Consider the following 20,221-nt stretch of genomic DNA (forward strand, 5'->3'; position numbering starts at 1 on the left):
AAAGAAGCTCCGCCGGGCCGACGCCCTCTTGCTCCGTGCCGGCCACCGGGGCCCTGTCAGACCCCTTGGGACGGCTGTGTGTTACGAGGGGAGGATGTTCTCCGCCTGCGGGCCCTTCTGACCCTGGGTGACCTCGAAGGTGACCTTCTGGCCCTCCTGGAGCTCACGGAAGCCGGACGTCGCGATGTTCGAGTAGTGCGCGAACACGTCGGGGCCACCGCCGTCCTGCGCGATAAAGCCGAAGCCCTTTTCCGAGTTGAACCACTTCACTGTTCCACTGGCCATGCTGAGTCTCCGTTTCAAGGGACGCAAAGATTCCCGCACCATACGGGAACCGGAGGTGATCGCCTTGGTCCGCAGAGACGCTGAACAGCACAAACGCCCGTGACGGCACGTCACGGGCGAGCGGTACTTCGGAACCACGACAGCTGATCAAGACGCTACAGGGCGCGAAGCGATACAGCCACAGAAACGACCAACTCTTGCGTCTGTGCCGCGTAATCGGAGCGCGAACGGCCCACGATCACCCGTTCGCCAGCAGGCCACGGGGAGCTCGGGCGCTACCAGCGGGGATGGACCGAGGCGCGCAGCCGGCGGTCGTACAGCTCGTGGACCGCCTCCACGGTCGACGGCGACAGCGGCGGGAGGGCCGCCGCCCCGCCGTTGGCACGCGCCTGCGCGACGGAGCGGGCACCGGGGATGACGCTGCTGACGCCGGGCTGCTGAATGATCCAGCGCAGCGCGGTGGCGGCCGGCGTGGCACCCTCGGGGGCCAGCCCGGCGAACTCCGCGGCGGCGGCCAGCCCCGTCCCGTAGTCGACGCCGGAGAAGGTCTCACCCTGGTCGAAGGCCTCGCCGTGCCGGTTGTACGTGCGGTGGTCGTCGGCCGCGAAGACCGTGTCCGCGGTGTACTTCCCGGTCAGCAGGCCGGAGGCGAGGGGCACGCGCGCGATGATGCCGGCCCCCGCGGCGCGGGCGGCCGGCAGCACCTCCTCCAGCGGCTTGAGCCGGAAGGGGTTGAGGATGATCTGGACGCTCGCCACTCCGGGGCGCGCGAGGGCGGCCAGCGCCTCGGCGCAGGTCTCGACGCTCACGCCGTAGGCGGCGATCCGCTCCTCCGCCACCAGGGTGTCGAGCGCGTCGTAGACCGCGTCGGACGTGTAGACGGGCGTGGGCGGGCAGTGCAGCTGTACGAGATCGAGGGTGTCCACGCCGAGATTGGCCCGTGAGCGGTCGTTCCAGGCGCGGAAGTTGTCCAGAACGTAGTTCTCCGGGACCTGGTCGGCCCGTCGGCCCATCTTGGTCGCGACGAACACCCCGGCGTCCGGGCGGCCCTTCAGATACCGGCCGATGAGCTGTTCGCTGCGGCCGTCGCCGTACACGTCCGCGGTGTCGAAGAAGGTGACGCCCGACTCCACCGCCGCGTCCAGGACGGCGAAGGCGTCCGATTCGGCCACCTCGCCCCAGTCGGCGCCCAGCTGCCAGGTCCCCAGCCCCACAACGGATACGTTCTGTCCTGTTTTGCCTAGTACACGTTGCTCCATTCGGATCATGTTACGACGCCGGCGGCAGGTTATTAATTTTGCGGATCGTGCACTTTTGCATACCCTGCAAGATGTGAGAAGTGAGGGTGCGGCGCTGGGACTCCGCGAGCGCAAGAAGCAGGCCACGCGCGCGGCGCTGGCGGAGGCGGCGGTACGGCTGGCCGCCGAGCACGGCGCGGAGAACGTCACCGTCGAGGCGATCAGCGAGGCCGCGGGGGTCTCGCCACGTACGTTCTTCAACTACTTCGACAGCCACGACGACGCGTTCGTCATGATCGACCGGGGCATCGGCGAGCGGGTACGGCGCGCGGTGCGCGAGGCACCGGCCTCGGTGCCCGCGCTCGACGCGGTCCGCGAGGCGCTCGCCACCGAGCTGGCCGGTGTGGAGGAGCAGCAGGAGATCTGGGAGCTGCGGGCCACGGTGCTGCAGCGCTCCCCGCATCTGCTGGTCCGCGGCATGGGCGCGCACATGGCCGAGGAACTCGAACTCGCCGAAGCCATCGCGGAACGGCTCGGCGCGCCCGCGTTCCGTACGGCCGGGGGCGAGCGGGTGGCCCGCGGGCCGGGGCCCTGCGCGCATGTCCCGGACACCTCGGCGCTCGGGCTCTACCCGCGGCTGCTCGCCGCCGTCGCCACGACGGCCGTACGGGTCGCCGTCGAGCACTGGTGCGCGCAGGGCCCGGGGGCCACCTTCCCGGACATCTTCCGGCGGGTCTTCGCCCATCTGGCGGCCGGCCTGCCCGAACCGCCCGCCGACGGCTGACACCCGGCCGCCCGCCGTCTCACCGCTTCCACCACTTCCGCCCACGCATCGACCATGGACTTGAAGAAGGACACCTTGAGTGCAACAGAGGCGCCGGAGCAGGCGCCGACCTCCATGACCAACCGGCAGATACTCCAGGCCATGTCGGGGCTGATGGCGGGCATGTTCGTCGCCATCCTGGCCGGCACGGTGGTGGCCAACGCCCTGCCCCGGATCATCGCCGACCTCAACGGCAGTCAGTCGTCGTACACCTGGGTCGTCACCTCCGAACTGCTCGCCATGACGGCGACCGTGCCCCTCTGGGGCAAGCTGTCGGACCTCTACAACAAGAAGCTGCTGCTCCAGCTGTCGCTCGCCATGTTCGTGGTCGGGTCCCTGCTGGCCGGCTTCTCCCAGGGCGTCGGCCTGCTCATCTTCAGCCGTGTCATCCAGGGCATCGGCGCCGGCGGTCTGACCGCGCTCGCGCAGATCGTCATGGCCGCGGTCATCCCGCCCCGGCGGCTGGGCAAGTACTCCGGGATCTTCGGCGCGGTCTTCGCCATCGGTACGGTCGCCGGGCCGCTGATCGGCGGCGTGCTGGTGGACACCTCGTGGCTGGGCTGGCGCTGGTGCTTCTTCATCGGCGTGCCGTTCGCGCTGGCCGCGATCCTGATGCTCCAGCGCACGCTGCGGCTGCCCACGGTCCGGCGCGAGGTGAAGATCGACTACCTGGGCGCGTTCCTGATCGTGGCGGGCGTCTCCGCGCTGCTGATCTGGACCTCCCTGGCGGGCAACCAGTTCGACTGGGCGTCCTGGCAGACCTACGCGCTGACCACGACGGGTGTGGTACTGCTGGCGGCCGCGGTCTTCGTGGAGGCCAGGGTCCCCGAGCCGGTCATCCCGCTGGACATCTTCCGCAACCGCACGGTCACCCTGACCACGGTCGCCAGCCTGCTGGTCGGTGTGGCCATGTTCGGCGGCACCGTCTTCCTCTCGCAGTACTTCCAGATCTCGCTCGGCAAGTCCCCGACCGTCGCCGGGCTCATGAGCCTGCCGATGATCCTCGGTCTGCTGGTGTCCTCCACCATCGCCGGCCAGATCATCAGCGCCACCGGCAAGTGGAAGGTCTATCTGATCGCGGGCGGCGTGATCATGACTGCCGGTCTGGGCATGCTGGCGACCATCAGCGCCGACACCGGCTTCGGTCTGCTCAGCCTCTACATGGCGGTGCTCGGTATCGGCGTCGGGCTGCTGATGCAGAACCTGGTGCTGGTGGCGCAGAACGACGTGCCGGCCGCCGAGCTGGGCGCGGCCACGTCCGTCCTGTCGTTCTTCCGCAGCATGGGCGGCACGATCGGTACGAGCGTCCTCGGCGCGGTGCTCGCCAACCGGGTGGCGGCCGAGATGACCAAGAGCCTCGGCGAGTCCGGCCAGGCGTCCGGCGGCTCGGGCCATGGCGCCGTACCCGATATGTCGAAGCTGCCCGCCCCCATGCGGGAGATCGTGGAGCACGCCTACGGTGTGGCCACGGCGGAACTCTTCCTCGTCGCCGCGCCGTTCGCCGCGCTGGCGCTCGTCGCGGTGCTCTTCATCAAGGAGAAGCCCCTCAAGACCACGAGCGGGATGGAGCGGCTCGCGGAGGAGAGCAAGCAGGCGGAGGGGAACGCCAAGGCGACTCCGCCCGCCCCGGTCGGCTGAACCCCCCGTAAACCCTGACCACTACGGCCCCGGCCGCGCCCTCTCGGGTGCGACCGGGGCCGTACGTGTCGGTCGTCAGTGGTCGTCCCAGTGACCCTCGTGCTCGGCGTGACGGTGTCCGTCGTGCACATAGTCCACATGGCCGTCATGAGGCACTGCCACATGTCCGCATCCCTCGCCGTGCTGGTGCGTGTGGCCACTGTGCGGGGCGTGGGCGCCGGTCCGGCATTCGTCCACGTGATCGTCGTGGACCGCGTGCACATGGCCGTCGTGCACATAGTCCACATGCCCTTCGTGCGGGAAGGACACATGGCCGCAGCCCGCGCCGTGCTGGTGCGTGTGGTTCGGGTGGGGGGCGTGCGCAGTGGTCATGGCTCTCTCCAGATCGTTCGCGGAAGGCCGGCCGTACGAGATGGTTTTGGTAACGGTGTTCATTTGCATATAGCGTTTCGGCGGCATCACGATCCACGCTCCGTGCAACCAGGAGGTCCGCCATGGCCGTACCCAAACGGAAGATGTCCCGTAGCAACACCCGTCACCGCCGGGCCCAGTGGAAAGGCGTCACGCCGGCCCTGGTGCCTGTCACCATCGACGGTACGTCCCATCTCGTACCGCAGCGACTCGTCAAGGCGTACGAGCGCGGCCTGCTGACCCCGGAGGGCTGAGCCGTGCGCGTAGCGTTCGTCGGCAAGGGCGGCAGCGGCAAGACCACGCTGTCGGCCCTCTTCGCCCGGCAGTTGGCCGCCGAGGGGGCGCCCGTGGTCGCCATCGACGCGGATATCAACCAGCATCTGGCCGAGGCGCTTTCCCCCGGGGAGGGGGAGAGTCACACCGCGCCTCCGCTCAGCTCGCGCACCGGCGAGATCAAGGACTGGCTGCGCGGGGACAATCCGCGCATCGCCTCACGCGAGGAGATGTTCAAGACCACTCCGCCGGGACGTGGTTCGCGGCTGCTGCGGATCCTCGGCGAGGATCCGGTGCACGCGCACCACGCGCGGCCGGTGGGCGGGGTGCCGCTGATGGTGACCGGGGTGTTCGACGACAGCGACCTCGGGGTGGCCTGCTACCACTCCAAGCTCGGGGCCGTCGAGCTGTATCTGAACCATCTGGTCGACGGGCCCGGCGAGTATGTCGTCGTGGATATGACCGCCGGGGCGGACGCGTTCGCCTCCGGCCTCTTCACCCGGTTCGATCTGACGTTCCTGGTCGCCGAGCCCACACGTAAGGGCGTCTCGGTCTACCGCCAGTACCGCGATCACGCACGGGAGTTCGGGATCGCCCTCGCCGTGGTCGGCAACAAGGTCACAAGCGAGGACGATCTCCTCTTCCTCAAGGAGCACGTCGGGGACGATCTGATCGCCTACTGCGAACAGTCCCCCTGGGTACGGGCACAGGAGCAGGGCCGTACGGGAGGCGGGCTCGAACCGCACAACGCGCACACCCTGCGCCAGTTGCGCGCCGCGGTCGACGCGCGCCCCAAGGACTGGGACGCGTTCCAGCGGCACGCCGTCGAGTTCCATCTGCGCAACGCGCGCGCGTGGGCCGACCGGGCCACCGGGAGCGAACTCGCGCTTCAGGTCGACCCCGGCTTCCGGCACGGCCCGGACGCTCTGGCCCACTGAGTACGGAGCGGGGCGGCGGGGCCGGAGCCCCGCCCCCCCCCGCGCCCCCCCCCCGCAGAAGCCGGGCGGGCGCATCGTGTGGGCGCTGCCGGCGGGGCCGGCGCCACGGCCGTGCAGCACCAGGGCGCGGGCGAGGAAACCGAGCGCCGCCGTGCAGACCAGCGTCCGCACGATATTGCTCGTCTCCCAGGTGCCCTTGAACTTCTCGACGATCGAGAAGTCCGTGATCTTGGCCGGGTCACCGGCCGCGGCCAGCTCGTTGTTGAGCGGGATATTGACGCTGAACGTGATCATCAGGGCCACCAGATACAGCGCGGCAGCGGCGCCGATCCAGAGCGCGGCGCCCCGCCGGCCCTGGCGGTGCTCCAGGAACGCCGCGACCGCCGCCGCCAGCAGCGCTCCGATGAAGACCATGCCGAAGAGACCGTTGCCGTCGATCAGGGCGTTGAAGTTCTGCATCGCGTCGACATACGTACGGTCGTCCGTCCTGGCCAGGCCCGGCATCACCGAGATGTCGTACGCGAAGAAGAGACCGGCCATCAGGCCCATGGTGATGGTGGCGATCATCAGCAGCGGCCCCACCGCCTTGCTGCGGCGCACGGGCGCCGCCGCGGGGGCGGGCGGATAGGCGGCGTAGGGGTTCGGGGTTCCGGTCGGGTTGAAGCTCATGGGACTTCCTTGTCTGGTGGTCGAAGCCGTCCGATACGAGGTGATCCGGCGACCGCCACGGTGTCGTCGCCAACGCCGCCGCCGACATGTGACACGGCTTTCTCACGTACTGCGTCAGAGGACCAGTCAAGTACAGCGCGGTGAGACGGAACATAGCCATGAAGCTCAGGTCCATGTTCCAGCGTCCAAACCCGCGGACAGATCACCGGCGGGATGTCTGATCAGGTACGGGTGGCGGCCAGCGGCCGGTCGTGCCGTACCCCCACGCCCAGGTTCTGGTGGATCTCCATCGTGGCCGTGGAGCGGTTGAGGGTGATGTAGTGCAGTCCGGGGGCGCCTTCGGCGAGCAGCCGTTCGGCCATGGCCGTGGCGTACTCGACTCCGATGCGATGCCCGTCCCCCGGCCGGTCGCGCGCCTCTTCGAGCCGTTGGGCCAGTGCGTCGGGGAAGCGGGCGTCGCTGAGTTCGGCGAAGCGGCGGATCTGACGTACGTCCGTGGCCGGCATGATCTCGGGGACGATCGGGGTGGTACAGCCGGCGGCCTCGATCCGGTCACGGAGCCGCAGATAGTCCTCGACGTCGAAGAACATCTGTGTGATCGCGTAGTCGGCGCCCGCACGGCACTTGGCGACGAAGTGGCGGATGTCGCTGTCCCAGTCGGGCGAGCGCGGATGGCGCTCGGGGAAGGCGGCCACCCCGACGGTGAAGTCGCCCAGTTCCCTGATGAGGGTGACGAGTTCACTGGCCTGGCCGAAGCCCTCAGGATGGCGGACCCACTCGCCGCGCGGGTCGCCCGGCGGGTCGCCGCGCAGCGCGAGCACGTCCCGGATACCGGCGTCCGCGTACTGGCCGATGATATGGCGCAGTTCGGCGACCGAGTGGCCGACCGCGGTGAGGTGGGCGACCGGGCGCAGCGTGGTCTCGGCGGCGATGCGCTTGGTGACCTCGATCGTCCGGTCGCGCGAGGAGCCGCCGGCGCCGTAGGTCACGGAGACGAAGGACGGCGCGAGCGCCTCGATCCGGCGGATCGCGTTCCAGAGCGTGCGTTCCCCCGCAGGCGTCTTGGGCGGGAAGAACTCGAAGGAGTACGAGCGCTGCCCGTCGGCCATCAGGGCGCGCGGGCCCGGCCTGGGATGCTGCGGGAGGTCCGCGGTCTCTGCCGCCATAAGGAGGGGTCCTTCCTGGAGTCGCTCGGTGCGTGGACGGATACGGTGCGCACACAGTAGCCGCGATGCGCTCCGCTCCCCCGCCATGACCACGGATTGATCACTCACTGATCACCGGGACGACGCTTCCGCACAACCGCCCTGCTGTCGTGGGGAGTTCGGGACCGGGTGGGGGCTGTCACCGGCTCGTCGCAGGCACTCCTCCAGAAAGGCCAGCGCCCTCAGATGATAGGTGCGGGCCGCGCGGCCGATGCTGATGTTGTGCCCGGCGGCGGACAGCCGCTCCACCGCGACGAGCGGCGCCGCGGTGAGCAGTCCCGTCATCGCCGCGAGCGCCGCGTCGTCCAGCTCCCACCACAGTTCGTGCTCCGCGAAGGTGAGTCTGACCGGGCTGGTGATCCGGCCGGCCAGCCGCGGGTACTGGACGGGCCAGGTCGCCGTCTGGGCCGCCTCGCGCGCCGGTACGGCCCGCAGCAGGGAGCGGCTCGCCCGGAACGTACCGGGTGAATACAGGTGCAGCGGGCCCCAGTTGAGCCGGGACGCGCCACCGCCGAGGGTGTCGGGGAAGTGCCGCGCCTCGGGTGCGTACCGCCAGCCGCATCCGTTGACGTCGAGTCCGATCAGCGCGCTGCCCGCGTCCTGCGCGGCCATGTGCAGCGCGACCTTGCCGCCGTCGGAGTGGGCCACGGCGAAGAAGCCGGCGCCGGTCGGGTGGTGCCGGGCGAAGTCGGCGAGCGCCCGGTGCAGGGTGGTCGCCTGTTCGCCGAGGGGCTGTCCGTCCGGCAGCGGGCCGGCGGAGGCGCCGTAGCCGGGCCGGTCCAGGGCCAGCACCGTATGACCGAGCCGGGCGCCCAGGGTGAGGAGCGAGTCGGCCGGGTCGGTCAGCCCGTTGAAGTAGTCGGCGCACATGCCCCGGCCGTGGATGGCGACGATCACGGAGCGGGGTGCCGCGCCGCCGTCCGGCTCGGCGAGCAGACCCGACAGGGGTACGCCGTCGGCGTCGAGGGTCACGGCGCGGACGACGGGCTCCGGGGAACGGGCCGTGGCGGGCATGGATACGGACGCGGATACGGGATCAGATACGGGAGCGGATACGGACGCGGATGCGGAGGCGGTCATGGCAGGCGGATCTCCTGGGCAGCGGTGAGCGGTCCGGCCGGGGCCGTTCAGTTCGGCCGGACCGCGGGGCGGGTCCTGGCCCGGTCCAGGCGGTCGACCCAGCCGGCCGCGCTGTCGGTGCGCAGCAGCGAGGTCCCGACCAGCAGGCCGGCGTACCCCGCGTCGAGCAGCTTCGCGGCGGCGAGGGGGCCGTCGATGGCGCTGGCGCTGACCGGGCAGCGGGTACCCGAGGCGCGGACCGCGGGCAGCAGGGCGAGGCTGCGGTCGAGGTCGCCCCGGTCGCGCTCCTTGGCCTTGATGTCCTTGTTGTTGACGGCGACGACGCACTCGTCGGCGTGCGGCAGCCCGTCGAGTTCGGACTCCTCCGTCACCTCGACGAAGGGGGTGAGGCCGAGGAGGAGAGCGGCGGTGATCAGGGTGCGCATACTGGACCGGGGCAGCAGGGCCGCGGTGAGCAGCACGGCGGAGGCGCCGAGTTCCCCGGCGGCCGACAGCTGGTCCTTGCGGGTGATGAAGTCCTTCTGGAGCAGCGGCAGATCGGTGAGCGCCGCGACATCGCGCAGCAGACCGGTGGTGCCGCCGAACCAGCGTCCCGTCACCACCGAGATACAGGGCGCGCCCGCGGCCTCGTACGATTCCACGATCGCGGCGGGGGTGCGGCCGCCGAGCAGGTCGTAGCCGTGCGCGTCGCGCCGTTTGATCTCCATGACCAGCGGGCGATCGGCGGCCAGCAGGGCTTCCAGGAACCGGGCGGTCATCGGGACTCCTCAGAGGACGTGTCGGTCCGCCAGGCGCGGGCCAGAGCGGTGACGGCGGGCGCCGAGAAACGTCCGTGGGTGTCACGGGCGGCGGTGTCGACATCGATGCCGCGGAAGCCGGGGTGGGCGGCGACGGACCCGTAGTCGGGGCGGTTGTGCGGGGAGATGCCGCCGGCGAGCAGGAACGGACGGGTGAGCCGGGGCAGCAGGCCGAGCACATCCCGCTCGGCGAGCTGGTGTCCGGTGCTGCCGATCCGGCCGTCCTCGGTCGCCGTGTCGAGCAGGAACAGATCGGTGCCCGCCCGTTCGTACGCGCCGATCAGCGGGCGTTCCAGGCAGGTGCCGCCGCGCAGATGGAGGACCTTGACGAGGACCGCGTCGGGCAGGGCGGCGCGCAGCGCCCGTACGACCGCGGGGGGTTGGTAGGCGTGCAGTTGCAGCCAGCGCAGGCCGGTGCGGCGGGCCAGGCCGGTGAGGGCTTCGGGGTCACCGAGGAAGGTGACGAGGACCGGTTCGAGCCGGCCGGTGGCGCGGGCCGCCGCGACGAGTCCGGTGAGGCGCGGCTCGGGAAGCTCGGCGTGGCCGCCGGGTATGCCGTGCCAGAGGCCGACGCAGTCCGCTCCCGCGGCGGCGAGCGTGGTGAGGTCGTCGGGGGTGGTGGCCCCGCAGACTTTCAGAACCCGGCGGGTCTCGGGTGCGGCCGAGTGTCCCGCCGGGAGCCTGGAGGCGGGCTCCGGGCTCATGTGCCCAGACCCAGCATCGAGGCGATGCGGTTGTACTGGATTTCCGTGGTGCCGGAGTAGATCGTGCCCGCCACGGCGTTGCGTACGTCCTTCTCCAGGCCGTACTCGGTCATATAGCCGTGCCCGCCGAAGAGTTGCACGGCCATCAGGCTGGTCGCCACATTGCTCTCGCTCGTCACCAGTTTGGCGATGGCCAGATCCACCGTGACGTTCTCGCCGGCCGCGAGGCGTTCACCGGTGTCGTACAGCCACTTGGCGGCCGTCTCCAGCCGGATCCTCATGTCGACGATCTTGTTGGCGACGGACTGGTACGAGCCGATCGGCCTGCCGAAGGAACGGCGGGTCTTCGCGTAGTCGAGGCAGCGGTCGAGCCGGTGCCTCATCTCTCCCACGTTCACGATGAAGGAGAAGAGGATCTCCCGCTTCATCACATGGTCGAGCACGATGAATCCGCCGCCGACCCGGCCGAGGACCTGGGTCCTCGGCACCCGGCACTCGTCGAAGAACAGCTCGCTGAGCGGCGAGGTCCGCAGTCCCATCTTCTTGGTCGGTGGGCCGATCGTGAGCCCCGGGGTGTCCCGGTCCACGAGGAACGCGGTGACCCCGAGCGGACCGCCGTCCGGATGCGTACGCGCGTAGACGACGAACACATCGGCGACGGGGCCGTTGCTGACGAAGATCTTCGAGCCGTTCAGGACGAACTGGTCGCCGTCCCGTACCGCTCGCGTGGTCATCGCCATGGCGTCCGAGCCGCCCTCGGCCTCGGTGATGGCATGGGCGCCGATCACCTCGCCCGAGCAGATCCGGGTCAGATACCGCTCCTTCTGCGCGTCCGTGCCGAATCTCTCCAGTGGCACACCGGTGCTGGCCATGGTGGTGGTGACCGAGAAGCTCAGCCCGGAGTCGCGGCAGTGCTCGCCCAGCCCTTCGAGCAGATACATGGTGGTGAGCAGGGACTGGCCGAGGCCGCCCCAGCGCTCGTCGAAGGGCAGTGCGAGGATGCCGGTCTCCCGGATCAGTTTCCACTTGTCCCAGGAGAACGTGGCGTGTTCGTCCTGTTCTATGTGGCCGGCGCTGAGCGCCTCACCCCACCGGGCCAGACCTTCGCGCAGTTCGGCCTGGTCGGCGTTCCAGCGGATCACGGCGAGCCTTTCCATGACGGTTCAGTGGCGGACGGTCAAGAGAACGCGGTGCGCGGATCAGTACGCCGAGGAGACCTGCTCGTCGAGCTGGTGCACCTCGTCGCCCTGGAGCGCCGGCGAGAAGACGCACACCAGGCGAAGGTCCTCGTGCGGGCTGGCCACGAGGTAGTGGGCGTCGTGCTCGTTGAGCGAGTAGAGACGGCCCGGCACGATCGGGTGCGAGGTGCCGTCCAGCTCGATCACTTCTCCGGACCCCTCGATGCAGTAGCAGGATTCGATGTGATTGCGGTACTCCAGACGGGACTTGGTGCCCGCGCGCACGGTAGTGTCGGTGATGCTGTAGTCGAGGCCGTCGGCGGCCACGATGAAGCGACGGCTCAGGCCGTTGCCCCACTCGACCGTCTTCACGCTGTCCAGGTCACGGACGAACATGGTCAACTCCCTGTTCTCTCAGGTGTGATGGAACGGTTGGGCGATACGGACCTGACGAAGGCGCGGAAGCCGTCGATGATGTCGCCGCCTTGCGCGAGCGACCGCTCGATCCGGGCGACACCCGCGGAGCCGATGATGACGGCATCGGCTCCGCAGGCGCCCACGGTCTCCACGTCCTGTCTGGTCCTGACCCCGAAGCCGATGGCGATCGGGGATTCCGTGTGCGCCCGGAGCGCGGCGACGGTGGTCGCCAGCGCGGCATGCCCGGTGGCCGGGGCGGTGCCGCTGCGTCCGTAGTGGGCGACGAGATAGAGATAGGCGGTGGCCTGGGCCGCCGCCTCGGCCATGGTCAGCGGCGGGCTCTGCTGGTAGCAGGTGGTGACGACGGGCAGTCCAGCCTCGCGGGCCGCCGCGTAGTGTGCGGTGCGCAGCCGGGGCGGCAGCGCGTGGACGAGCAGTCCGTCCGCGCCCGAGCCGGCGATCGTACGGAGTGTGCGGGCCGGGTCGCCGTGCTCGCGGTCCCGGTGCTTGAGGGAGTGGCTCCAGTCGGCGAGCAGCGCGATCCGCAGCCGGCGCAGCCGCGGGCGTACGGCGGCGATGAAGGCGAGGACCTCGTCGAGCCCGACGCCCTGGTCGAGGGCGCGGCGGGCGGAGCGGCGGATCACGGGCCCGTCGGTGACCGAGTCGGGGAAGGGAACGGCGAGTTCGAGGCAGTCGACGCCCTCCTCGTCCAGCATGAGAACGAGATCGGCGAGGACATCGAGCGGCGGGTCCCCGGCGTTGAGGAAGAGGGCCAGGCCGGGTCCTTCGCCGGGGCCGGTGCGGGAGAAGAAGTCAGCCATGGGTCACCGCTTCCCTACGGGCCGCTGGCCGGGGCGCTCCGGCCCGTACGCGCTCGGCGAGTGCGCGGGCGGCTCCGCTCCGTACCGCCTCCAGGGCGCCGGCGACGGCCTGCGGCCAGTCGGTGGTGTGACCGCTCGCGACGGACAGCGCCGCCGCGTTGAGGCAGACGGTACGGGTGGCCACCTCCCCCTCGGTGCCCGCGAGGACGGACAGGAAGTGTGCGGGTGCCGAGGCGGGGTCCGGCGCGGGCGCGAGATCGTCGAAGCCTCCGTGGGGCGGCACCAACTCTCCTGCCGGAAGGCGCAGTTCGCGGCCGTCATGGGTGTGGATGGTGTTGTCGGCGAAGCCGAGCAGTTCGTCGGCGCCGCGGTCGTTGGTGGTCAGCCACAGTGCCCGGCCGGTCTCGGTCCCGGCGAGCGCGCGGAGTTCGGTCAGTGGCGCGTTCGCGGAGACCCCGGTGACCTGCGCCGTGACGGGCAGGTCCGCGAGGAACGGCCCGAGGGCGTTGAGGAAGCGGCCGAAGGGTTTCATGCTCGTCGGTGCGATGGTCCTGGCCAGCCGGGTCAGCTGTGCCGGGTAGACGAACGGTCCGGCGAACGCGATGCCGTACCGGTCCAGTGTGTCGGCGGTCTGGTCGTAGGAGGAGGTGAGCCGGACACCGAGCCGTTCCAGCAGATCGACGGAGCCGAGCGAGCTGGTGTACGCGCGCGAGCCCGTCTTGACGACGCGCACCCCGGCCGCGGCGGCGACGAACGCCGACGCGGTGGAGATGTTGAAGGTCTTCGGTCCGCCTCCGGTGCCCACCACATTGACCGTGCCCGGCCAGCGGTCCGCCGGCCGGGCGGGCCGTCGTTCGGCGAGCGAGTCGAGCAGCGGGCGCAGTGTCTCGTGGCCGGGCAGCGCGGTGGCGAGGGAGGCCAGCAGGGCGAGGGCCTGCGCCCGGTCGAGGCGGCCGTCGCCGAGCTGGTCCCAGAACGACCGCCAGGTGTCGTGCCCGACCGGGGCGCGCCGCTCCAGCAGGCCGGTGAGTGCCTCATGCACCGCTAGCCGCCCGCCACCTCGGGGCGGCGCGCACCGGCGATGAACGCGTCGATGGCCGCCACACTGCGGAAGTTGTCGGGGTCCAGGTCGGTGTCGTCGATCGGCAGCTCGAAGCGGTCCTCGACCCAGGCGATCAGCTTCAGCACACCGAGGCTGTCGATGACCCCGTCCGAGAGCAGATCGTGGTCGTCCGCCAGCTCCTGGGGGGTGATGTCCGGGAGGAACTCCTCGATGACGAACTGCTTGATGGTGCCGGCGTGGCTCATGACATCCTTCCCTGGGCGGTGGTGGCTGGCGTGACGGTGGAGACGGTGGACAGCTCGTCGAGTCGGTCGAGTGCCTTGCGGTCGACCTTTCCCGTGGCGGTCTTCGGCAGCGGTTCGCCGACGATCCGGAGCTTGGCGGGGACGGCCGCCCTGGGCAGATGTCTCGCGCAGTGCTGACGTAACGTCAGGGAGCTGAGTCCGCTGCCCGGTTCGCTCTGTACGGCGGCGATGAGCCGGCGGCCCTCGATCGGGTCGGGCAGGGCGGCCACCCCCGCCTCGCGTACGGCGGGGTGGTCGAGCAGCACCCGTTCGACCTCCGCGGTGTTCACGGCGACACCGCGGACCTTGACCTGATGGTCGGCGCGTCCGGTGAGATGGAGCCGGCCGTCGGCGTCGCGCCGTACCAGATCGCCGGTGCGGAACCAGCGCCGGTCGTCGAGTCCCAGCGGATGGCCGGTGAACTTGTCGGCGTGCCGGGTCCGGTCGAGATAGCCGGCGGACTGGAAGGGCGTGGAGACATACAGTTCGCCGGCCCCCGGCCCCTCGACGGCCGCGCCGTCCGGTCCGAGGATCAGGGCCTCGACCCCCGGCAGCGGGCGGCCGATCGGTACCGGCGGGAACTCGGTGACGCTGGTGTCGACCTCATGGACGAAGCTGTCGTTGGTCTCGGTGCAGCCGTAGATGTTGTGGATCCGCGCCCCGGGGAACAGTCCGGGCAGTGCGGCGAAGGTGCGGTCGGGTATGACATCGCCGCTGAACATCACCTGCCCGACCGCGGGGAACGTCACCCCGCGCCGCTGGGCCGCGTCGAGCAGCAGCCCGTAGAACATCGGCACCGCCTGGACCACCTGTACGTCATGGCGGACGAGGAGGTCGAGCAGATGCCCGCCCCGGGCGGCCAGTGCCGGGTCGACCAGGACCACCCGGCCGCCGTGCGCGAGGGTCGTCCAGATGTCCAGCAGGCACAGGTCGAAGTTGAGCGGCGCGTAGTTGAGTACGGTGACGCCGGGCCCGATCGAGAAGGCGGGGGCCGCCCAGGCGACGAACCGGTTCACGGCGTCCCGCCCCAGCGGGACGATCTTGGGCAGACTGGTGGAGCCGGAGGTGGTCAGCATGAACGACACCTCGGCGGCCTCGCGGGGCGCCAGCGGCTGCGCGGTGACCTCGGGGTTCGGCACCACCGCGGGGTCCGCGCCGTCGGCCGTGATCACCCGGCGGCAGCCCGCCTGGGCGAAGAGATCCGCGAGCAGGGAGTCGGCGAGCGCGGGCGACGGCAGCAGGAAGGGGCGCCGCGCCAGCAGGCAGGCCAGTACCAGCGCGACGGCCGCGGGTGACTTGGTCGCGAGGATGCCGACGGGCTCGGCGGGGGTGAGCCCGAGCCTGGCCAGCCGGTCGCGGTCGCGTCCGGCCCGCTCGTACAGCTCGCGGTAGGTGGTCTCCTCGCCGTTCCACACCAGGGCGGTGGCGTCGGGCCGTTCACGGACCTGGAGGAGGAATCCGCCCACCAGGCCGAGGTCCTGTCCGGTGCCGTCGGTCGTCATGGCCGGCTCCCGTTCTGTGCTCTCGCCGCGTGTCCGGTCAGTTCGACCCAGCCGCTCTTGACGGCGGGTCCGGCGGGGGTGCGGCAGCTGAAGCGCACCACCCGGCGGGCCTCGTCCGGCTGGAGGTCGAACCGGAGCGGCTCGCCGGGCGCGACGGGCGCCGAGAAGCGCCCGCCGATCCCCCGTATCCGGGCGGCGTCGCCGTCGGCGTACCGGTCGGTGATCTCCTCGACGGCCAGGGCCAGCACGCTCATCCCGTGCGCGATGACCGAGCCGAATCCGGCGGCGCGGGCCGCGTCGGCGTCGAGATGGATCGGGTTCTCGTCGCCCGAGGCCAGCGCGTAGCGGCGGATCCACTCCACGGTCGGCTCATGGACGACGGTGGCGGGCTCGGCCGCACCGGTGGGCGCGGGAGCGGCGGCGCCGCCGGAGATCTCCCCGAAGGGTTCGAGGCAGCTCGCGCCCACGAGCAGGGCGCTGGTGACCAGTTCGGCGAACGGCTCGGCGGCGTCCGCCGTGGAGCCCGTGGAGCCCGCGCCGTCGCCGGTCAGCCGGGAGCGCAGCGCGACCCGGATCCCGCGCGGTTCGCGGCGGGCGCCGAGCACGTCCAGCCGTACGGTGACCTGTTCGCCGGGGCGTACGAGCCGCCGGCAGCGGATGTCCTGGCCGAGATGGACGACCGACACGGGGCCGGGATCGTCGGCGGTCAGGGCGGCCACGGTGCGTTCGGCGACGGCGTGCGCGAGGACGAACGCGTGTACGGGCGAGGCGAGTTCGTCCCGCGCGGCGGGCAGCGCGGCGCGGACGGCGCCCCGGTAGGCCGCGATCTCCTCGGCGGTGACGGTACGCGTCGCCGCCGGGGCGGGTGCGGTGGTCATACCGGGCTCACCACCAGACTGGAGTTGTGGCCGCCGAACCCGAAGGAGTTGGAGAGCGCCGGACCGGACGACACGGCGCGCGGGGCGCCGTGGACCACATCGATTTCCATGCCTGGCTCCAGCTGTTCGTGGTTGGCGGTGGGAGGGATCTCGCACCGGCTCATCGCCTGCACGGTCGCGATCAGTTCGACGGCGCCCGCGGCCCCGATGAGATGGCCGATGACGCTCTTGCTGGCGGTCACCGGCGGCCCGTCCGTGCCGAACACCTTGGCCAGCGCGATCGCTTCGGCCCGGTCGTTGTGCGGGGTCGACGTGCCGTGCGCGTTGACATGGACGATGTCGGAGGGGTCCAGACCCGCGTCGGCGATGGCTCCCTCCATCGCGCCGACGGCCGCGCCGCCGTCCGGCAGCGGCATGGCGAGATGGTGCGCGTCGGAGGTGGCGGCGTAGCCGGCGACGGTCGCGTACGTACGGGCGCCACGCGCCCGCGCGTCGTCGAGGCGTTCGAGGACGACGAACCCGGCGCCCTCCCCCATCACGAAGCCGTCACGGTCGACGTCGAACGGCCGGGACGCGTGCTCCGGGTCGTCGTTGCGCAGCGATACGGCGTTGAGGTTGCCGAACCCGGCCAGGGTGACGGGGGTGAGGGTCGATTCGCAGCCGCCGGCCAGGACGACATCGGCCCGGTGGCTCCGCAGCAGCGTCAGCGCGTGGCCGATGGCGTCGGCGCCGCTGGCGCAGGTGGTGGCGATGGTCAGGGCGGGGCCCTGCCAGCCGAGCCGCATCGAGATCTGCGCCGCCGCCGCGTTGGGCATCGTCATCAGGGGCATCAGCGGGTTGACCCGGTGCGGTCCCGACTCGGTGAAGTGCGCGGACTCCAGGTCGCTGGTGGCCCGGCCGCCGACGGCGTTGCCGACGACGATCGCGGTGCGCCCGGGGTCCGCACCGGGCGCTCCCGCGTCCCGGTGCGCGGCGAGGGCGGCGGTCGTCCCGTACAGCGCGAACGGGTCCATCCGGCGCGCGTCCTTGGCGGGCACGAGGCCGAGGGAGTCGAGCCCGCGGACCCGGCAGCCGATGCGCACCCGGTGGCGCTCCAGGTCGAGGTGGGTCAGCGTGGCGGCGGTGGATCTCCCCGCGCGCAGTGTGGCCCACAGATCGTCGGGGGTGCAGCCGGCCGGGGTGACGACGCCCATGCCGGTGATCGCGACAGGCGCTTGTGGCGGTGCGTGCCTCGGTGAGGTTGGCATCTCGGATCCCGTATCCCGTGCGAACGTCGGAGGGCGGTGGTGGTGGGCGGCGAGCTGACCGGCCGTCAGGCCGGGATCAGCCCGCACGCGTGGGCGGCCTTGAGGAAGGCCTCCGCGGCGAAGTCGATGTCGCTCTTGGTGTGGCGCGCGGTGATGGCGATCCGCAGCCGGGCAAGGTCGTTGGGGACGGCCGGGGTGACCACCGGCAGTCCGATGACCCCCGCCGCGCGGCAGGCGGTGGCGTAGTCGTACGCGGCGTCGTCGGAGCCGGCGATGACGGGGACGACGGCGGTCTCGCTGTCACCGGTGCGCATGCCACCGTCGTTCAGCATCCGGCGGAAGCGCGCGGACTCCTGCTGGATATGGCGGACGCGCTCGGGCTCGCGCTCCAGGATCCGCAGCGATTCGAGCGCCGCGCCCGACTGGGCGGGGCCGAGGGCCGCGGAGAAGAGGAACGGCCGTGCCGCGTACTTGAGATGACCGATCAGCTCGCTCGGTCCCGCCACCCAGCCGCCCATCGAGGGGATGGCCTTCGAGAGCGTGCCCAGCTTGACGTCGACCTTCGCGGTGTAGTCGAAGTGCTCCTCGATGCCCTTGCCGGTGGCGCCGATGACACCCAGCGCGTGGGCCTCGTCCACCATCAGCAGGGCGTTGTGGGCGTCGCACACCCGGCGCAGCTCCGGCAGCGGCGCGATGTCGCCGTCCATGGAGTAGACGCTGTCGACGATGACGAGCCGGATCCCGTCCGGGCTCGCGGCGGCGAGCCTGCGGTCGAGATGGCCGATGTCGTTGTGCCGGAAGCGGGTGACGGTGGCGCCGCTCAGCCGGCAGCCGTCCACGATGCTGGCGTGGTCGTACTTGTCGATGAGTACGGTGTCACCGGCGCCGACCAGCGCGCCGACGGTGCCGACGTTGGCCGCGTACCCGGAGCCGAACACCAGCGCCTCCTGGCGGCCGGCGAACCGGGCGACCTCCGCCTCCAGTTCCTCGTGCAGCGGGATCGAGCCCGCCAGTGCCCGCACCCCGTGGTTGCCGGTGCCGTACAGATCGACGGCGGCCTTGGCGGCGGCGACCACGCGCTCGTCACCGGCCAGACCCAGATAGCTGTAGCCCGACATCATCAGGAGGCGCTCGCCGTCGAGGTCGGCGTAGGCGGAGTCACGCTCGACCGTGTACGTGACAAAGCTGTTGCGGCGGGCGGGCTCCCACTCCAGGGCCCGCACACGGCGGTGTGTCGCGGCCAGTTTCGGCGCGAGACGTTCCCAGCCCCCGGATGTGTTCACGTGCGTCTCCTCACCACGTTTCGGACAATTACCGGAGTCCGCTCAACCTGGACTCAGAGTGCCGACGCAATTCAACGACAGCCGCGCAAGGCGCGCGCAACACGGCGTTGAAATGGGAAAAGGGGCGGCCGCAAGAACAGAGCGACAGATTTACGCAAGTGGAATGACGGTCTCCAGCGAAATCCCGGGGAATGTTCCCCGGCCAGTATTGACATACCGAGATGGCCGATTGGTATCGTCCAATTTCTGTGCAGGGGGCATGCACAGAGTGTCCCGATTTCCTTCACGAGGTTCACTGTGACGGGGCCCCCTGGCGTGATGTCGAGACTCTCGCCGGCGGCAGCCGCCGTCGGTGCAACCGGCCCTGGGCCGACCGCATCGGGGAGTACAGCTTGCTCATCAGACTCGCTGGCCTTGTCACGATCGAACCTGAAGGGGTTCCGCCACAGCATCTGTCCAGCGCTCAGGCTCAAGTCGCGTTCGCCAGGCTCATCCTCGAACGGTCCGGAGGCACCAGCCGCGATCAACTGGCCGACACCGTCTGGCCCGACGGACTGCCGGACACCTGGGCCTCGGCCCTGCGCAGTGTCGTCAGCCGGGTGCGTACGTTCGTCACGTTCCCGCAGCAGCGGCCCGGGGCCACCCCGCTGGTCGCCCAGGGCGGTCGCTATCTGCTGCGGCTGCCGGACGACGCGGCCGTCGACGTCGAGTGCGCGGACGCGGCGGCGAAGGAGGCGGCCGAGGCGTACGCCACCGGTTCGTTCGCCGTCGCGCAGCAGCTCGCGGCCGCTGCCGTTTCGAATCTACGCGGGTCATTCCTGCCGGCCCACGAGGGCGAGTGGGTCAACGGCGTGCGGGAATGGCTCGATGAGCTGCGGCTGTCCGCGCTGGAGACCGCGAGCCTGGCCTCGGCGGCGCTGGGCGACGAGCACCACGCGCTGCGGTACGCCGAGGAGGCCGTACGGCGGGCGCCGTTCAGGGAGAGCGCCTACCGGTGCCGGATGGCCGCACACCGGACGGCCGGCAACCGCGCCGAGGCGCTGCGCACCTATCAGCAGCTGCGGGAAGTGCTCGCCGAGGAACTGGGGATCGACCCGGCACCGGAGAGCCAGGCCGCCTATCTGGAGCTGCTGCGCGGCTCCGACACCCCCCGAAGACCGGAGCCCGACACCGGCGCCGTGACCCGGCTGGACCCGCTGCTGATGGGCATGTTCGAGGCCCCGGACCCGCGACCGGCCCCGCCGCGGCCCTGCTTATTGACGCCGGACGGCTGCCTGACCCACCCCGCGTCACCGGCGCCCGACTGGCGTGTGGCGTAGGGGGGTGTGGCGGGGGAACATACGCGGGCGGGCCGGCGGAATAAGCCGGGGCGCGTGTCAGTGCGGAAGTAGGGGTGTCAAGTGATCGTGAACCCCCGGTCGATGATGAGGACCTGGGCCCGGATAACGTCCAGGTGCACGAACAGGGCGGGGCGGGGGGGCCCGGGC

General features: G+C 71.0%; 21 protein-coding genes and 1 pseudogene. 5 read left to right on the forward strand and 17 right to left on the reverse strand.

The genetic code is table 11. From position 1 onward, the window contains the following. Window positions 1-81 precede the first annotated feature (81 nt). The gene (locus ACFRKB_RS10865; RefSeq protein ID WP_365971381.1) at window positions 82-285 is read right to left on the reverse strand and encodes a cold-shock protein; all 204 of its coding nucleotides are present in this window, start codon (window positions 283-285) and stop codon (window positions 82-84) included. A 275-nt stretch (window positions 286-560) separates the two neighbouring features. Continuing rightward, window positions 561-1,553: an aldo/keto reductase gene (locus ACFRKB_RS10870; RefSeq protein WP_383105069.1), complete on the reverse strand. Its 993-nt coding sequence runs from the start codon at window positions 1,551-1,553 to the stop codon at window positions 561-563. A gap of 64 nt (window positions 1,554-1,617) precedes the next feature. Between ACFRKB_RS10870 and ACFRKB_RS10875 the strand changes: the two genes are divergently transcribed. Both ACFRKB_RS10875 and ACFRKB_RS10880 read left to right on the forward strand, forming a co-directional pair. Continuing rightward, window positions 1,618-2,307: a TetR/AcrR family transcriptional regulator gene (locus ACFRKB_RS10875; protein ID WP_383105070.1), complete on the forward strand. Its 690-nt coding sequence runs from the start codon at window positions 1,618-1,620 to the stop codon at window positions 2,305-2,307. A 114-nt stretch (window positions 2,308-2,421) separates the two neighbouring features. Then, window positions 2,422-3,984 carry an MDR family MFS transporter gene (locus tag ACFRKB_RS10880; protein WP_383105140.1) on the forward strand — a complete coding sequence of 521 codons (1,563 nt, stop codon included), beginning with the start codon at window positions 2,422-2,424 and terminating at the stop codon, window positions 3,982-3,984. Between the two features lie 75 nt (window positions 3,985-4,059). Here ACFRKB_RS10880 and ACFRKB_RS10885 read toward each other — a convergent pair whose 3' ends face one another. Then, window positions 4,060-4,356, reverse strand: coding sequence for a hypothetical protein (locus ACFRKB_RS10885; protein WP_383105071.1), 297 nt, complete (start codon window positions 4,354-4,356; stop codon window positions 4,060-4,062). Window positions 4,357-4,478: 122 nt separating this feature from the next. On the opposite strand from ACFRKB_RS10885, the gene rpmF reads away from it, so the two are divergent. Continuing rightward, a complete protein-coding gene (rpmF, locus tag ACFRKB_RS10890; protein WP_383105073.1) occupies window positions 4,479-4,649 on the forward strand; it encodes a 50S ribosomal protein L32 in 171 nt (56 codons plus the stop codon). A 3-nt stretch (window positions 4,650-4,652) separates the two neighbouring features. Continuing rightward, the gene (locus ACFRKB_RS10895; protein WP_383105075.1) at window positions 4,653-5,606 is read left to right on the forward strand and encodes an ATP-binding protein; all 954 of its coding nucleotides are present in this window, start codon (window positions 4,653-4,655) and stop codon (window positions 5,604-5,606) included. Between the two features lie 201 nt (window positions 5,607-5,807). Here the strand turns inward: ACFRKB_RS10895 and ACFRKB_RS10900 are convergent. The 14 genes and pseudogenes from ACFRKB_RS10900 to ACFRKB_RS10965 form a co-directional block, all read right to left on the reverse strand. Next, window positions 5,808-6,275 (reverse strand): annotated as a pseudogene (locus ACFRKB_RS10900) (anthrone oxygenase family protein); the annotation flags it as partial. A 221-nt stretch (window positions 6,276-6,496) separates the two neighbouring features. Continuing rightward, on the reverse strand, window positions 6,497-7,384 hold the full coding sequence (gene metF, locus ACFRKB_RS10905) for a methylenetetrahydrofolate reductase [NAD(P)H] (RefSeq protein WP_383105142.1): 888 nt from the start codon (window positions 7,382-7,384) through the stop codon (window positions 6,497-6,499). Between the two features lie 168 nt (window positions 7,385-7,552). Then, window positions 7,553-8,560, reverse strand: coding sequence for an alpha/beta hydrolase (locus ACFRKB_RS10910; RefSeq protein ID WP_383105076.1), 1,008 nt, complete (start codon window positions 8,558-8,560; stop codon window positions 7,553-7,555). A gap of 47 nt (window positions 8,561-8,607) precedes the next feature. After that, a complete protein-coding gene (locus ACFRKB_RS10915; protein ID WP_383105078.1) occupies window positions 8,608-9,318 on the reverse strand; it encodes a beta/alpha barrel domain-containing protein in 711 nt (236 codons plus the stop codon). Continuing rightward, window positions 9,315-10,061, reverse strand: coding sequence for a phosphoribosylanthranilate isomerase (locus ACFRKB_RS10920; protein ID WP_383105080.1), 747 nt, complete (start codon window positions 10,059-10,061; stop codon window positions 9,315-9,317). Before ACFRKB_RS10920 ends, ACFRKB_RS10915 begins: the two co-directional genes overlap by 4 nt. Beyond that, window positions 10,058-11,203 carry an acyl-CoA dehydrogenase family protein gene (locus ACFRKB_RS10925; protein WP_383105143.1) on the reverse strand — a complete coding sequence of 382 codons (1,146 nt, stop codon included), beginning with the start codon at window positions 11,201-11,203 and terminating at the stop codon, window positions 10,058-10,060. The genes ACFRKB_RS10920 and ACFRKB_RS10925 overlap by 4 nt, the downstream gene beginning before the upstream one ends. Before the next feature lie 57 nt (window positions 11,204-11,260). Beyond that, window positions 11,261-11,635 carry an ectoine synthase gene (locus ACFRKB_RS10930; RefSeq protein WP_383105082.1) on the reverse strand — a complete coding sequence of 125 codons (375 nt, stop codon included), beginning with the start codon at window positions 11,633-11,635 and terminating at the stop codon, window positions 11,261-11,263. A 2-nt stretch (window positions 11,636-11,637) separates the two neighbouring features. Beyond that, window positions 11,638-12,477 carry a tryptophan synthase subunit alpha gene (trpA, locus tag ACFRKB_RS10935; RefSeq protein WP_383105083.1) on the reverse strand — a complete coding sequence of 280 codons (840 nt, stop codon included), beginning with the start codon at window positions 12,475-12,477 and terminating at the stop codon, window positions 11,638-11,640. Further along, window positions 12,470-13,519 carry a hypothetical protein gene (locus ACFRKB_RS10940; protein ID WP_383105085.1) on the reverse strand — a complete coding sequence of 350 codons (1,050 nt, stop codon included), beginning with the start codon at window positions 13,517-13,519 and terminating at the stop codon, window positions 12,470-12,472. Before ACFRKB_RS10940 ends, trpA begins: the two co-directional genes overlap by 8 nt. Before the next feature lie 2 nt (window positions 13,520-13,521). Continuing rightward, on the reverse strand, window positions 13,522-13,785 hold the full coding sequence (locus tag ACFRKB_RS10945) for an acyl carrier protein (RefSeq protein WP_365971393.1): 264 nt from the start codon (window positions 13,783-13,785) through the stop codon (window positions 13,522-13,524). After that, window positions 13,782-15,326, reverse strand: a complete 1,545-nt coding sequence (locus ACFRKB_RS10950) for an AMP-binding protein (RefSeq protein WP_383105087.1) — start codon at window positions 15,324-15,326, stop codon at window positions 13,782-13,784. The genes ACFRKB_RS10945 and ACFRKB_RS10950 overlap by 4 nt, the downstream gene beginning before the upstream one ends. Then, window positions 15,323-16,204 (reverse strand): MaoC family dehydratase, encoded by an 882-nt coding sequence (locus ACFRKB_RS10955; RefSeq protein ID WP_383105088.1) that lies wholly within the window; start codon window positions 16,202-16,204, stop codon window positions 15,323-15,325. Before ACFRKB_RS10955 ends, ACFRKB_RS10950 begins: the two co-directional genes overlap by 4 nt. Continuing rightward, window positions 16,201-17,451, reverse strand: coding sequence for a beta-ketoacyl-[acyl-carrier-protein] synthase family protein (locus tag ACFRKB_RS10960; protein ID WP_383105090.1), 1,251 nt, complete (start codon window positions 17,449-17,451; stop codon window positions 16,201-16,203). The genes ACFRKB_RS10955 and ACFRKB_RS10960 overlap by 4 nt, the downstream gene beginning before the upstream one ends. 65 nt (window positions 17,452-17,516) lie before the next feature. Continuing rightward, window positions 17,517-18,734 (reverse strand): aminotransferase class I/II-fold pyridoxal phosphate-dependent enzyme, encoded by a 1,218-nt coding sequence (locus ACFRKB_RS10965; protein ID WP_383105092.1) that lies wholly within the window; start codon window positions 18,732-18,734, stop codon window positions 17,517-17,519. Between the two features lie 392 nt (window positions 18,735-19,126). On the opposite strand from ACFRKB_RS10965, the gene ACFRKB_RS10970 reads away from it, so the two are divergent. Then, window positions 19,127-20,053 carry an AfsR/SARP family transcriptional regulator gene (locus tag ACFRKB_RS10970; RefSeq protein WP_383105094.1) on the forward strand — a complete coding sequence of 309 codons (927 nt, stop codon included), beginning with the start codon at window positions 19,127-19,129 and terminating at the stop codon, window positions 20,051-20,053. Window positions 20,054-20,221 lie beyond the last annotated feature (168 nt).

The organism is Streptomyces scopuliridis (assembly GCF_042790125.1).
GTDB lineage: Bacteria > Actinomycetota > Actinomycetes > Streptomycetales > Streptomycetaceae > Streptomyces > Streptomyces scopuliridis_A.

Excerpts from the sequence above, each read along its gene's own strand:
- trpA (WP_383105083.1), bottom strand. The coding sequence starts at position 12,477 with ATGGCTGACTTCTTCTCCCGCACCGGCCCCGGCGAAGGACCCGGCCTG.
- ACFRKB_RS10885 (WP_383105071.1), bottom strand. The coding sequence starts at position 4,356 with ATGACCACTGCGCACGCCCCCCACCCGAACCACACGCACCAGCACGGC.
- ACFRKB_RS10960 (WP_383105090.1), bottom strand. The coding sequence starts at position 17,451 with ATGCCAACCTCACCGAGGCACGCACCGCCACAAGCGCCTGTCGCGATC.
- ACFRKB_RS10950 (WP_383105087.1), bottom strand. The coding sequence starts at position 15,326 with ATGACGACCGACGGCACCGGACAGGACCTCGGCCTGGTGGGCGGATTC.
- ACFRKB_RS10915 (WP_383105078.1), bottom strand. The coding sequence starts at position 9,318 with ATGACCGCCCGGTTCCTGGAAGCCCTGCTGGCCGCCGATCGCCCGCTG.
- ACFRKB_RS10930 (WP_383105082.1), bottom strand. The coding sequence starts at position 11,635 with ATGTTCGTCCGTGACCTGGACAGCGTGAAGACGGTCGAGTGGGGCAAC.
- ACFRKB_RS10870 (WP_383105069.1), bottom strand. The coding sequence starts at position 1,553 with ATGATCCGAATGGAGCAACGTGTACTAGGCAAAACAGGACAGAACGTA.
- ACFRKB_RS10945 (WP_365971393.1), bottom strand. The coding sequence starts at position 13,785 with ATGAGCCACGCCGGCACCATCAAGCAGTTCGTCATCGAGGAGTTCCTC.
- ACFRKB_RS10865 (WP_365971381.1), bottom strand. The coding sequence starts at position 285 with ATGGCCAGTGGAACAGTGAAGTGGTTCAACTCGGAAAAGGGCTTCGGC.
- ACFRKB_RS10920 (WP_383105080.1), bottom strand. The coding sequence starts at position 10,061 with ATGAGCCCGGAGCCCGCCTCCAGGCTCCCGGCGGGACACTCGGCCGCA.
- ACFRKB_RS10910 (WP_383105076.1), bottom strand. The coding sequence starts at position 8,560 with ATGACCGCCTCCGCATCCGCGTCCGTATCCGCTCCCGTATCTGATCCC.
- rpmF (WP_383105073.1), top strand. The coding sequence starts at position 4,479 with ATGGCCGTACCCAAACGGAAGATGTCCCGTAGCAACACCCGTCACCGC.
- metF (WP_383105142.1), bottom strand. The coding sequence starts at position 7,384 with ATGGCCGACGGGCAGCGCTCGTACTCCTTCGAGTTCTTCCCGCCCAAG.
- ACFRKB_RS10955 (WP_383105088.1), bottom strand. The coding sequence starts at position 16,204 with ATGACCACCGCACCCGCCCCGGCGGCGACGCGTACCGTCACCGCCGAG.
- ACFRKB_RS10880 (WP_383105140.1), top strand. The coding sequence starts at position 2,422 with ATGACCAACCGGCAGATACTCCAGGCCATGTCGGGGCTGATGGCGGGC.